This is a genomic window from Serratia sp. LACPHL-BACT-2024-00286, from assembly GCF_043109535.1.
Classification (GTDB): Bacteria; Pseudomonadota; Gammaproteobacteria; order Enterobacterales; family Enterobacteriaceae; genus Serratia; species Serratia sarumanii.
Genome location: NZ_JBICNA010000001.1, coordinates 1,166,616 through 1,178,475 on the forward strand (window position 1 = coordinate 1,166,616; position 11,860 = coordinate 1,178,475).

Below are 11,860 nucleotides of genomic sequence, written 5' to 3' on the forward strand. Positions count from 1 at the left end.
CGCTCAGCGTGCGCTGCCGGTTTTGACCGCCAGCAGCGCATCCGCCAGCCGCCGTTTGTCGGCGGCGCTGAGATTCACCTGATCCACTGACGCCATAAACGCCGCCCGATCCGCCTCGCCGAGCGGGCCGGCGCGCAGCCGCTCCGCCAGCCGTTGCAATATCTGGCTGCTCAGCTGTGCGATCTGCGGGCGCACCTGCGCCAACGGCCGCGGCTGCCAGCCGGGTTCCGGGCTCGCCAGCCAGTCGGCGCGATAGCGGTACTGAATCGCCTTGGCAGCGTCCATCTGCGCGGCGATAAAAGGCCGCACCGACGCCGGCTCCAACCCCAAACGCCCCGCCTCCGCCTGCGCGCTGGCCAACACCTTCGCCTCCTGCGCCAGGTCTTCGATCGGCAAATGCCGCTGCGCCTTGTAACCGGCGACGTCCTTCATCAACGACAGCCGTTGGTTCACCAGCTCGCCGATAGCGGCTGCGCCCTCTGCCAACGCGGGAAAACTGGTCAAACAGCAGGCTATCAATAACGCCCTGAACATGGCGCCTCCCTTATGATGCAGTGAAACGTAAGGCCCAAAGTTCACCACGTCCGCCCCGCGCTGGCAAATAAAAAGGCCCCGCCGCAGCGAGGCCCGATAACGCTCGACAAACCTTAGTCGAACACGCCGTTGATGACGGAAGCCACAATCGCGGTGCTGAGTGCGACCAGCACCAGATCGTCGCCGGCGATACGCCACTCATAACCCGGGTACTGCGGCAGATCACGCAGCATCGAGTAAGGCACCACTTTTTTGGCGATGCCCGGCGGCAGCGGTTTACCGCGCGCCAGATTCTTGGCGATGCCCGGTGGCAGCGAGCTGTAGCCGGTCAGGCCGTAGTTGCGCGCCAGCGAACGGGCGCGGTCGCGCGAGAGGCTGACGGAAACCAGATTATCGTCGTTTCTATAACCGCCTTTATCTTTATTGCCTTTGTTGCCGTTGTTGCCATGGTTACCGCTATTACCGTGATTGCCGCTGTTGCCATGGCCATTACCGTTGCCGCCTTTGTCAGCCAGGGCCGGGGCGGATGACAACCCCAGCGACGCGATCAGCGCCAACACCGTGAGGGTCGTACGACGTTTGTTCATGTTGTGTATTCCTGCGTGGGGGACTCTGTTGACTATAGCGGGTCTTTTCCGGACGAAGTATAAGGAAAACTCCGAGATAACAAGTGCAGTTTGACGGCAGTCGCGCCAATAGCTTGTTTCAACACAACACGCCTCGAGAATTCCGAAACTTACCTCAGATTTTTCTTGAAGAAAAATAAGCCTTACGCTAGCGTGGGAGGGTAACAAAAAAGAGTTAGCGTGCTCTTTTTCGTCGCACCTCAAATCTTATTCTTATCATCCATAATGATAATAGCGAACACTTCCCGCCTCTCCGTGCGGGATTCTTTTTCCCGCCGCTGTCGCCCCAATCTGGTGCTTTATGTTGAGATTTGGTTGCCAATAATTTACATTCGCTGTCTGAGAAACCTCAACCTCCCGCGGTGGCCAGGCTGGCAACGGGTGGGCGTTCAGGAGCAAAAGACGTGCAAATGACCCTCATGGAATACATCACTCGGCACTTTAACGGCGATCTTCATCGTTACGCGCAGTCGGAAGGCGTCAGCCGTGAACAAATCATTAGTTGGATAAATAATGAATGTCACGTGATCAAAGGCAGGCTGTTTATGCCGGTGAAGCATCTCCCGGTTGAACAAGCCCAGTGATGACAAAAAAAACCCCGCCAGGCGGGGTTTTCTGTTTCTGATAACACGGAAAATCAGAAGTTATAGCCGACCACGAGGTAATAACCCCAGCCGGTAGACTTGATTGGGCCCTGCGGGGTGCCGATATCCGCGCCATCCTGCCACTGGCCGCCGTTATGGAAGTAACGCGCCACGAAAGAATAGTGCCAGTGATCGTAGTTCAGCGCCAAAATATGGCTGGAGGCGATCGAGTTGCTGGTGCGCACCTGTTTGCCGGTGCCGTCAACCCAATGGCTGTCCTTGCCCAGATCGGAACCGAAGTCGAAGTTGGTGAAGCCGATGTAGCTCAGGTTGCCGCCCCACACCTGGGTCAGCGGCACGAAGTATTTCACCTTGAAGCGGTAACCGTCCCAGCTGTTCTCGTTGGCGGCCTGGTAGTTTTCCCACTGGTATTTGGCATAGATGTTCATCGACAGGCTCATCGGCAGGCCGGTGTCGATATCGGTGCCCAGACCCATGTACCAGGTGTTCTGACGGCCGTCGGCGTTGTGGCCCAGATCATAGATGTAGTTGTTGGCGAAGTACCACTCTTTGAACGGACCGAAGCTCAGATCGGTGCCGGTCAGCTTGTCGATGGAGAAGCGCGGTTCAATCTCCATAAACAGCGGGGAACCTTTGTCCCAGATGCCGCGATCCGGGGTATTGCCCACGCCGAAGAACTTCGGCACGTCAACGTAACCGTAGAAATCGAACCAGTCTTTCTTAGCGAAGGCTTCGTATTCGAGATACACGTCGTTATTCAGCTGCGGCCCGAAGCGGGTGTGGTAGCTGCCCACCACGTTGACGCTCTGGTGCCACCAGTCGGAGACATATTGACTGTCTTTGCTATCAGCCATTGATGATGCACTGTAAGACGCTGCGAGCAGTACACCTGCTGCGAGAGCTATTTTTTTCATTTTATTACCACATGCTTAAAGGGCCATTTCCTGCCCGTTTAGAAAAGATGACAATGAGTCTGCCGACACCTGGCGTTGTCTTCACACAGAAACTCGGATGACGCGCGCATTATAGAAACCACTGACTGTAAGAATCTGTGATCCAGTTACGCATTTCGCGAATAGGTAATCGATTGCGTTCACATTTGTCAAATTATGTTTCATGCAAATTCACATTCGCTGTGATTTTTGTCATGCACATCGATTTTTAGCGCAGTTTTTGAGCCAACTGTCATCAGGGCGTCACCTGCCCACCATTGAGCCGCGGCAAAGAAAAAGCCGACGTATAAACGTCGGCCTTCATCAAAATCAGTAAAAAATACGCAAAGCGAAATCAGTTCACCGCCGGCACCGCCTTGGCGATGTTTTCCTGGCGGAACGCCACCTCTTCGCCGTTTTTCACCTCCCAGCTGGCGACCGGGATATCGGTCTTGGGCGCCGCCGCGACGACCGAGCCGTAAATCAGCTTGTCGTCGCGGCGCAAAATATAAACGTCGAGCTGATATTCATGCCGCAGATTCGCCGTGGTCAGGCGCACGGTATCGCCGCGCTCGTAGTGATGCACGTCGATTTCGGGTTGTTGAATAAATTGAATGTCGCTTCTCATCGTCGTCGTTCCTTCAGGCAACATGGCTAGTTAAATTCTAGTTCAACATTGCGCCGACGGCGGATAATTTCCGTTAATTTCCACGGGTTGCCCGCCAACAGATCAGCGAGCCGAGAGTGACCATCGCCACGCCCTGCCAGAAATTGACGGTCAGCGAGGTGTGCAACACCAGCGCGGCGAACACTGCCGACAGGACCGGGGTAAAATAAGAGACGGTCGCCAGCAGCGTCATGTTGCCGTGCAGAATGCCGACGTTCCAGGCGGCATACCCCGCCCCCATCGCCACCCCGGCGCACAGCAGCGTCACAGTCACGCCGGCGCTGAACTGCATGCCGCTTTCCGCGCTGAAGGCATATTTAAGCCACAGCGCCAGCGCGGTCAGCACAATGAACAGCACCACGCCGTTGCTGCCCTGGGCGATCTTCTTGGTCAGGTTGCAGTACAGCGCCCAGATCACCGCGCCGCTGAACGCCAGCCCGTAGCTGAGCGGATTGCTGCGCACGTTGGCCAGCATCTGCGCCGGTGACCAGCCGCCCTCGCCGCTCATGATCCAGCCGATGCCGAACAGCGACAGCAGCAGCCCCGGCAGCAGCCACCATTTCGCCTGTTGGCCGTTGAGCGCCAGCGCCATCAGCACGGTGAAACAGGGCCACAGGTAGTTGATCATGCCCACTTCTATCGCCTGCAGGCGGGTATTGGCGTAGCCGAGCGACAGCGACAGGCAGATCTCGTAGCTGACGAACAGCAGGCTGCCGACGATGAGATAAGGCCGCGGAAAGCTGCGCCATTTCGGCACGCCGAGCGCCACCAGCAGAAACACCGCGCTGACGCTGTAGATCATCGCCGCGCCGCCGATCGGCCCCAGCCCTTCGCTGACGCTGCGAATCAGGCCGACGACGCTGCTCCACAGCACAATGGCCAATAAACCGAACAGCGTGGCGCGGGTACGCGAGGGCAAAGCGGGCATAATGCGGATCCAATGGGTTATTTTTTATCAGGTTTTTCACTCTACTGCCGCACGCGCCAAAAAGAAAGGCGGGAAATTCCCGCCTGTGATTTTATTGCTGCGGCTGCCGCTCGAGCTGCGGCGGCGGCTGGCGAAAACGCCGGGTCAGCCAGGCCAAATAGCCGAAGCCCAGCGTCGCCCAGATCAGCCCCATGGTCAGCGAGCTCTTCTCCAGGTTCAGCCACAGCACCCCCACCGTCAGCGCCCCCACCAGCGGCAGGAACAGAAAGTTGAAGCGATCCTTCCAGCTTTTGTTGCGCCCTTCGCGAATGAAGAAGTGGCTGATCACCGACAGGTTGACGAAGGTAAAGGCCACCAGCGCGCCAAAGTTGATCAGCGCCGTGGCGGTCACCAGATCGAACGACAGCGCCGACAGCGCCACCAGCCCGACCATCAGCACGTTCAGCGCCGGCGTGCGCCATTTAGGGTGGATGTAGCCGAAGAATTTCTCCGGGAACACGTTGTCACGCCCCATCACGTACAGCAGGCGCGACACGCTGGCGTGCGACGCCAGGCCGGAGGCCAGCGTGTTGATAAAGGTCACGCACAGGAAGATCGACTGGAACAGCTTGCCGCCGACGTACAGTGCGATCTCCGGCAGCGCGGCATCGGGCTGGTGGAAACGCTGAATGGTCGGGAAAAACAGCTGGATGAAGAACGACACGCTGATAAAGATCACCCCGCCGTACAGCGCGGTCAGGAAGATGGCGCGCGGGATCACCTTGGCGGCGTCGGGCGTCTCTTCGCACAGCGTGGTGACCGCGTCAAAGCCGAGGAACGAGAAGCACAGGATAGTGGCGCCGGTAATGATCGGCAGCAGGTGCGCATTCTCACTGAGGAACGGCCGCAGGCTCCACACCGTGCCCATCCCCTCGCCGTTGTGCAGGCCGCGCACCACCAGGTAGATGAACACCAGAATGATCGCCACCTGCGCCAGCACGAACAGGGTATTGAAGTTGGCCACCAGATTGACGCTTTTCAGGTTGATGGCGGTAATCAGGATAACGAAGCCCACCACCCACACCCAGGGCGGCACTTCCGGGAACAGCGCGGTCAGGTAAATCTTCGCCAGTAGCGTGTTGATCATCGGCAGGAAGAGATAATCGAGCAGCGATGACCACCCCACCAGAAAACCGACGTGCGGGTTGATCGCCTTCTGCGCATAGGTGTAGGCGGAGCCGGCGGTAGGAAACTGGCGCACCAGTTTGCCGTAGCTGATGGCGGTGAACAGCACGCCGGCCAGCGCCAGCAGATAGGAGGTCGGCACATGGCCGTCGGTGAGGCCGGAGACGATGCCGAAGGTATCGAACACCGTCATCGGCGTCAGATAGGCCAGGCCCATCATCACCACCTGCCACAGCTTGAGGGATTTGCGCAGCTGCGGTTTGCCCGCCGGGCCGCCGTCGGTGGCTTTAATCGTCATGGCATTTCCCCTCTTGGTCCTCTGCTGTCAACCGTGCAACGTCATTCAGAGAGGCCGCGGGGAAACTGCTGCTCAGGCGGCGGGTAAAACGGGTTGGGGTCACTGTCGGGCGGCCGGCGACCGGCCCGTAGGCACTGCGGCACAGGCAAACGTCTGCGCATGGGAATGACTGAGTCATGGTTATTTCCTCGTCGGCGTCCTGTACGCCGTGATAGAAGAAATTCAGTACCGCAGCGCGCAGCCTCACCGGCCACAGGAGAGCCGATGAAATGCGCCGGACGCGCGCGGTAGTCGCAGGGTGAGCGGGATCAGGCGTTTTTCAGCATCCACTCGATTTCGGTTTCGGTGATCAGGCGCTCGAACTGCACCAGCTCATCGGTTTTGCAGGCCAGATAGACGTGGCTGAAACGTTCGCCCAGCAATGCATTGAGCACCGGCTGATGTTCGAACTCGTACAGCGCGTCGCTCTGGCGGATCGGGAACGGCAGCCCGTCCTGCTCCAGCCCGTTGCCGGTCACCGGTTCAGGCAGCGGCAGCGCGGTTTCCAGCCCGTAGACGATGCCGGCCAGAATGGCCGCCATCACCAGATAAGGGTTGGCGTCGGCGCCCGCCACGCGGTACTCCACGCGGTGGTTGTCGCGATCGCCGCAGGGAATGCGCAGCGCCACGGTGCGGTTGTTATGCCCCCAAGAGGCCTGGGTCGGCACATACATGCCGGGCTGGAAGCGGCGGTAGGCGTTGACGTTCGGCGCCAGCAGCGCCATCGAAGACGGCATCAAGGCGATCATGCCCGCCAGCGCCTGTTTCAGCAGCGCCGAATCTTCGCCGTCGTCGTCGGCGAACACATTGTCGCCCTGCGCGTTCAGCATGCTGATGTGCACGTGCATGCCGCTGCCGGCGTGTTCCTCATACGGCTTGGCCATAAAGGTCGCCTGCATGTTGTGGTTCTCGGCCACCATGCGCACCAGCCGCTTCAGCGCCAGCGCGTGATCGCAGGCCTGCAGCACGTCGTCGGTATGGTGCAGGTTGACCTCGAACTGCCCCGGCGACGCCTCCGCCACCGCGCCGTCCGCCGGAATGCCCTGCAAACGCGCCAGTTCGTCGATCTCGCTCAGCACGTCGGCGAAATGGTTGAGGTTATCGACGGAATACACCTGGCTTTGGGTGTTGCGCTCTTGCGTGCCCGGCGCGCACGGCGGCTGCAGATAGCCCTCCGCGTCGCGTTGACGATCGATGAGATAGAACTCCAACTCTACCGCTACCACGGGGGAAAGCCCGCGCTGACGCAAACGCTGCCACACTCGGTTCAGCACATTGCGCGGTTCAACGTCAAAGGGAGTGCCATCTTCATCCAGCATGGTGAGCAGCACCTGCGCGATATATTGCGGGTCCGCCGCCGACGGCGTCAGCGTGCCCGGCACCGGCACGCACACGTGATCCGGCTCGCCCAGTTCCTGCCCCAACCCGGCCTCTTCTACGACGTTGCCGAGAATATCCATCGCAAAAACCGACGCTGGGAAGTAACAGCCCTTCTCAAGTTTGTTCAGGCCGCCGACCGGGATGCGTTTGCCGCGGAAGCTGCCGTTCAGATCGGTCAACAGTACGTCGACATGTTGGGTTAACGGATAACGTTCCAGATACTTCTTCACTTCGCGCTGGAACGCGCTACTTCGTCTCTCTTCACTGTGCTGAACAAAGTTTTCCACTTCTACGATGTTGGTCTGCATGGTTCACCCGCCGTTTGTGTTTTGCTGTCGTCGATGTTTATTGACCGCATTGTTCAATATAATGCCCACAAATGAAACATAGATGAAACAAATTTGTTTTGCAAGTGTTACTTTTGGTTTGAATATTGCCCAATCGACTGCTAGATTTATAGAATATTGAACGAAATCGGCGGTGGAGATGCTTATCGTTCATAATTTCGAACGTACCAAGGGGATAGCATGGACAATATATTTAACAGACCAGTCATCGGCGTCGTCATGTGCAGGTATAGGTTAAACGGGCACCTCACACAGACCTTGCAAGAAAAGTACCTGAATGCCGTTATCGCCGCCGGCGGCCTGCCGATCGCCCTGCCGCACGCGCTGGCGGAGCCGGAAATGCTGGCGGAACTGCTGCCGCGCCTCGACGGCATTTTGCTGCCGGGCAGCCCCAGTAATGTGCAGCCGCACCTTTATGGTGAAAACGGCGATGAGCCTGACGCCGATCCTGGCCGAGACGCGTTGAGCCTGGCGCTGATCCGCCAGGCGTTCGACAGGCGCATTCCCCTTTTCGCCATTTGCCGCGGCATGCAGGAGATGGTGGTCGCCACCCAAGGCACCCTGCACCGCCGCCTGTACGAATTGCCCGAGCTGCTGGAGCATCGTGAAGACCACGACCTGTCGCTGGAACAGCAATACGCCCCCGCCCACGAGGTCACCGTTCAGGAAGGGGGGCTGCTTTCGCAACTGATACCGGATTGCAACAGATTCTGGGTGAACTCGCTGCACGGCCAGGGTGCCAAAACCCTGGGCGCGAGCGTGCGCATCGAGGCGCACGCCGCCGACGGGCTGGTGGAGGCGATCAGCGTGCGCGATCAGCCCTTCGCGCTCGGCGTGCAGTGGCACCCGGAGTGGAACAGCGACGAGTACGCCCTGTCGCGCCTGTTGTTTGATGGTTTCATCACCGCCTGTCGGAACTATCAAAAGGAAAAACGCCCATGAGCGACGTCAGCTTGGCACCGGGAAAACGTCTGTCGCAGATCCGTCAACAATTAGGGTTGTCGCAGCGCCGGGTCGCCGAACTGTCTGGGTTAACCCACAGCGCCATCAGCACTATCGAACAAGATAAGGTCAGCCCGGCCATCAGTACGCTGCAAAAGCTGCTGACGGTATACGGTCTGTCGCTGTCGGCGTTTTTCGCCGAGCCGGAAAAACCGGCGGAGCCGCAGATCGTGATCGGCAGTGACGATCTGATCGAAATCGGCAGCCAGGGCGTTTCGATGAAGCTGATCCACAACGGCGACCCGAACCGCACGCTGGCGATGATGATCGAGACCTACGAACCGGGCACCACCACCGGCGAGCGCATCAAACATCAGGGGGAAGAGATCGGCACGCTGCTGGAGGGCGAAGTGGTGCTGCAGGTCAACGGCCAGAGCTATCACCTGCTGGCCGGGCAGAGCTACGCCATCAATACCGGCATCCCCCACAGTTTCAGCAACACGTCGGCGCGCATTTGCCGGATTATCAGCGCCCATACGCCGACGACATTCTGATCAACGGAGCCAGGCATGAACTTTCACCATTTGCAGTATTGGCAACAACGGGCGCAGACCCTGAAGATTGAGCACCGGCTGTTTATCGACGGCCGCTACCAGCCGGCCGCCGCGGGGAAATTTTTCGCCGTGGAAGATCCCGCCGGGTGCCGTGAGCTGGCGCAGGTTGCGCGCGGCGAAGCCGCCGACATCGATCGGGCGGTCAGCGCGGCGCGCGCCGTCTTTGAACGCGGCGACTGGGCGCAGGCCGCCCCGGCGCAGCGCAAAGCCACGCTGCTGCGCTTCGCCGATCTGATGGAGCAGCATCACGAAGAGCTGGCGCTGCTGGAAACGCTGGACACCGGCAAACCGATTCGCCACAGCCTGCGCGACGACGTGCCGGGCGCCATTCGCTGCATCCGCTGGTACGCCGAAGCGATCGATAAGGTCTACGGCGAAATCGCCCCCACCGGCCGCGAGGCGCTGGCGCTGATCGAGCGCGAGCCGATCGGCGTGGTCGGCGCCATCGTGCCCTGGAACTTCCCGCTGCTGCTGGCCTGCTGGAAGCTCGGCCCGGCGCTGGCCGCCGGCAACAGCGTGGTGCTCAAACCCTCCGAAAAATCGCCGCTCAGCGCCATCCTGCTCGGCAAACTGGCGCAGCAGGCCGGGCTGCCGGACGGCGTGCTGAACGTGGTGCCCGGCTATGGCCACGACGCCGGCAAGGCGCTGGCGCTGCACCGCGACGTCGACGCCCTCACCTTTACCGGCTCCACGCCGGTGGCGAAGCAGCTGATGATCTACGCCGGCGAATCGAACATGAAACGCGTCTGGCTGGAGGCCGGCGGCAAGAGCGCCAATATCGTCTTCGCCGACTGCCCGGATCTGGATCAGGCCGCCCGCAGCGCCGCCGCCGGCATCTTCTATAATCAGGGGCAGGTGTGCATCGCCGGCACTCGCCTGCTGGTCGAAGCGAGCATTCAGCAGGAATTCCTGCAGGCGCTGCGCAAACACGCGGCGGCCTTCGCTCCTGGCGATCCGCTCGATCCCGACACGGTGATGGGCACGCTGATCGACAGCGGCCACTGCGAGAAAGTGGCCGGCTATATCGATCAAGGGCTGAGCCAGGGCGCCGCGCTGTTCCTCGACGGGCGCGACCATCCGCAGGGCGACCACGCCGGTTATCTGGGGCCGACCATCCTCACCCAGGTGAACAACGCCATGAGCGTGGCGCGCGATGAAATCTTCGGCCCGGTGCTGGCGGTGACTACCTTCGACGACGAGCAACAGGCGCTGCAGCTGGCCAACGACAGCGACTACGGCCTCGGCGCCGCGGTCTGGACCCGCGATTTGGCCCGCGCGCACCGCATGGCGCGCCAGCTGAAAGCCGGCACGGTATTCGTCAACAACTACAACGACGGCGACATGACCGTGCCGTTCGGCGGCTACAAGCAGAGCGGCAACGGCCGCGACAAATCGCTGCACGCGCTGGACAAGTTCACCGAATTGAAAACCACCTGGATCTCGCTGGAATAAGGGCTTATCTCATGACTGAACACGTAAAAAGCTACTATGCGGCCACGGCCAACGCACATCAGCCCTATCCGCAACTGAACGAATCGATCGAGTGCGACGTCTGCGTGATTGGCGGCGGCTATACCGGCCTCTCCTCCGCGCTGTTCCTGGTGGAAGCCGGCTATAACGTGGTGGTGCTGGAAGCGGCGCGCATCGGTTTCGGCGCCAGCGGCCGCAACGGCGGCCAGTTGGTCAACTCCTACAGCCGCGACATCGATGTGATTGAAGAGCGCTACGGCGCGGAAAGTGCCCGCCTGCTCGGCAGCATGATGTTTGAAGGCGCGGAGATCATCCGCAGCCGCATCAGCCGCTACGCCATCGACTGCGACTACCGCCCCGGCGGCATCTTCGCCGCGCTGAACAACAAGCAGTTCCATGCGCTGATCGAGCAAAAACGCAACTGGGAACGCTACGGCAATACCCAGCTCGAGCTGCTCGATGCGGATCGGGTGCGTCAGGAAGTCGCCAGCGATCGCTACGTCGGCGCGCTGCTCGATCACAGCGGCGGCCACATCCATCCGCTCAACCTGGCGCTGGGCGAGGCCGAGGCGATCCGCCTGCAGGGCGGGCGCATCTTCGAGCAATCGGCGGTGACGAACATCCGCCACGGCGAACCGGCGCTGATCAGCACCGCCAACGGCCAGGTGAAGGCGCGTTTCGTCATCGTTGCCGGCAACGCCTATCTGGGCGACAAGCTGGAGCCGCGGCTGGCCAAGCGCAGCATGCCGTGCGGCACTCAGGTGGTGACCACCGAGCCGCTGGCGCCGGAGATCGCGCAGGCGCTGATCCCGCAGAACTACTGCGTGGAAGACTGTAACTACCTGCTGGATTACTACCGCATCACCGCCGATCATCGCCTGCTGTACGGCGGCGGCGTGGTGTACGGCGCGCGCGATCCGGACGACATCGACAACCTGATACGGCCAAAATTGCTGAAGACCTTCCCGCAGCTGAAAGGGGTGCGTATCGACTATCGCTGGACCGGCAACTTCCTGCTGACGCTGTCGCGCATGCCGCAGTTCGGCCGGCTGGAGAATAACGTCTACTACATGCAGGGCTACAGCGGCCACGGCGTGACCTGCACCCATCTGGCGGGCAAGCTGATCGCCGAGTTGATGCGCGGCGACGCCGAACGCTTCGACGCCTTCGCCAAGCTGCCGCACCTGCCGTTCTTCGGCGGGCGCAATCTGCAGATCCCGTTCACCGCCATCGGCGCGGCCTACTACACGCTGCGCGACCGTATCGGCGTCTAAAACAGCAGGCCCGGTCATCCTGGCCGGGCCTGTGCGTTAA

At 60.5% G+C, this 11,860-nt stretch carries 12 protein-coding genes; 5 read left to right on the forward strand and 7 right to left on the reverse strand.

The window, feature by feature from the left end:
• Window positions 1-3: 3 nt before the first annotated feature.
• Together ACF8MC_RS05495 and ACF8MC_RS05500 are read right to left on the reverse strand one after the other, a co-directional pair.
• A complete protein-coding gene (locus tag ACF8MC_RS05495; RefSeq protein WP_033653884.1) occupies window positions 4-534 on the reverse strand; it encodes a chorismate mutase in 531 nt (176 codons plus the stop codon).
• A gap of 113 nt (window positions 535-647) precedes the next feature.
• Window positions 648-1,121, reverse strand: coding sequence for an anti-virulence regulator CigR family protein (locus tag ACF8MC_RS05500; protein ID WP_164105096.1), 474 nt, complete (start codon window positions 1,119-1,121; stop codon window positions 648-650).
• 443 nt (window positions 1,122-1,564) lie between these two features.
• Here ACF8MC_RS05500 and ACF8MC_RS05505 point away from each other — a divergent pair, with 443 nt between their 5' ends.
• Complete coding sequence (locus ACF8MC_RS05505) at window positions 1,565-1,744, forward strand: hypothetical protein (protein ID WP_025160261.1); 180 nt, start codon at window positions 1,565-1,567, stop codon at window positions 1,742-1,744.
• Between the two features lie 53 nt (window positions 1,745-1,797).
• Here the strand turns inward: ACF8MC_RS05505 and ACF8MC_RS05510 are convergent, their stop codons facing one another.
• The 5 genes from ACF8MC_RS05510 to ACF8MC_RS05530 all read right to left on the reverse strand — a co-directional run bounded on the left by ACF8MC_RS05510 (window position 1,798) and on the right by ACF8MC_RS05530 (window position 7,481).
• A complete protein-coding gene (locus ACF8MC_RS05510; RefSeq protein WP_004941293.1) occupies window positions 1,798-2,679 on the reverse strand; it encodes a nucleoside-specific channel-forming protein Tsx in 882 nt (293 codons plus the stop codon).
• Window positions 2,680-3,052: 373 nt separating this feature from the next.
• A complete protein-coding gene (locus ACF8MC_RS05515; protein WP_004941292.1) occupies window positions 3,053-3,325 on the reverse strand; it encodes a hypothetical protein in 273 nt (90 codons plus the stop codon).
• 73 nt (window positions 3,326-3,398) lie between these two features.
• On the reverse strand, window positions 3,399-4,292 hold the full coding sequence (yddG, locus tag ACF8MC_RS05520; protein ID WP_043147310.1) for an aromatic amino acid DMT transporter YddG: 894 nt from the start codon (window positions 4,290-4,292) through the stop codon (window positions 3,399-3,401).
• Between the two features lie 91 nt (window positions 4,293-4,383).
• Window positions 4,384-5,754, reverse strand: coding sequence for an APC family permease (locus tag ACF8MC_RS05525; protein ID WP_033646354.1), 1,371 nt, complete (start codon window positions 5,752-5,754; stop codon window positions 4,384-4,386).
• A gap of 308 nt (window positions 5,755-6,062) precedes the next feature.
• Window positions 6,063-7,481, reverse strand: coding sequence for a glutamine synthetase family protein (locus ACF8MC_RS05530; RefSeq protein ID WP_033638248.1), 1,419 nt, complete (start codon window positions 7,479-7,481; stop codon window positions 6,063-6,065).
• Between the two features lie 219 nt (window positions 7,482-7,700).
• Here ACF8MC_RS05530 and puuD point away from each other — a divergent pair, with 219 nt between their 5' ends.
• Genes puuD through ACF8MC_RS05550 form a run of 4 tightly spaced genes read left to right on the forward strand, consistent with a single transcriptional unit; the run spans window position 7,701 to window position 11,820 of the window.
• Window positions 7,701-8,462 (forward strand): gamma-glutamyl-gamma-aminobutyrate hydrolase, encoded by a 762-nt coding sequence (puuD, locus tag ACF8MC_RS05535; RefSeq protein ID WP_164105095.1) that lies wholly within the window; start codon window positions 7,701-7,703, stop codon window positions 8,460-8,462.
• On the forward strand, window positions 8,459-9,016 hold the full coding sequence (gene puuR / locus ACF8MC_RS05540) for an HTH-type transcriptional regulator PuuR (RefSeq protein WP_033638246.1): 558 nt from the start codon (window positions 8,459-8,461) through the stop codon (window positions 9,014-9,016). Before puuD ends, puuR begins: the two co-directional genes overlap by 4 nt.
• Before the next feature lie 15 nt (window positions 9,017-9,031).
• Window positions 9,032-10,528: an aldehyde dehydrogenase PuuC gene (gene puuC, locus ACF8MC_RS05545; protein WP_164105094.1), complete on the forward strand. Its 1,497-nt coding sequence runs from the start codon at window positions 9,032-9,034 to the stop codon at window positions 10,526-10,528.
• An 11-nt stretch (window positions 10,529-10,539) separates the two neighbouring features.
• On the forward strand, window positions 10,540-11,820 hold the full coding sequence (locus tag ACF8MC_RS05550) for an FAD-binding oxidoreductase (RefSeq protein ID WP_025302550.1): 1,281 nt from the start codon (window positions 10,540-10,542) through the stop codon (window positions 11,818-11,820).
• Window positions 11,821-11,860: the final 40 nt, after the last annotated feature.

Bases quoted from the DNA above. Each gene is read 5' to 3' on its own strand.
- ACF8MC_RS05495 (WP_033653884.1), bottom strand. From the start codon at position 534: ATGTTCAGGGCGTTATTGATAGCCTGCTGTTTGACCAGTTTTCCCGCG.
- ACF8MC_RS05500 (WP_164105096.1), bottom strand. From the start codon at position 1,121: ATGAACAAACGTCGTACGACCCTCACGGTGTTGGCGCTGATCGCGTCG.
- ACF8MC_RS05510 (WP_004941293.1), bottom strand. From the start codon at position 2,679: ATGAAAAAAATAGCTCTCGCAGCAGGTGTACTGCTCGCAGCGTCTTAC.
- ACF8MC_RS05515 (WP_004941292.1), bottom strand. From the start codon at position 3,325: ATGAGAAGCGACATTCAATTTATTCAACAACCCGAAATCGACGTGCAT.
- yddG (WP_043147310.1), bottom strand. From the start codon at position 4,292: ATGCCCGCTTTGCCCTCGCGTACCCGCGCCACGCTGTTCGGTTTATTG.
- ACF8MC_RS05525 (WP_033646354.1), bottom strand. From the start codon at position 5,754: ATGACGATTAAAGCCACCGACGGCGGCCCGGCGGGCAAACCGCAGCTG.
- ACF8MC_RS05530 (WP_033638248.1), bottom strand. From the start codon at position 7,481: ATGCAGACCAACATCGTAGAAGTGGAAAACTTTGTTCAGCACAGTGAA.
- puuD (WP_164105095.1), top strand. From the start codon at position 7,701: ATGGACAATATATTTAACAGACCAGTCATCGGCGTCGTCATGTGCAGG.
- puuR (WP_033638246.1), top strand. From the start codon at position 8,459: ATGAGCGACGTCAGCTTGGCACCGGGAAAACGTCTGTCGCAGATCCGT.
- puuC (WP_164105094.1), top strand. From the start codon at position 9,032: ATGAACTTTCACCATTTGCAGTATTGGCAACAACGGGCGCAGACCCTG.
- ACF8MC_RS05550 (WP_025302550.1), top strand. From the start codon at position 10,540: ATGACTGAACACGTAAAAAGCTACTATGCGGCCACGGCCAACGCACAT.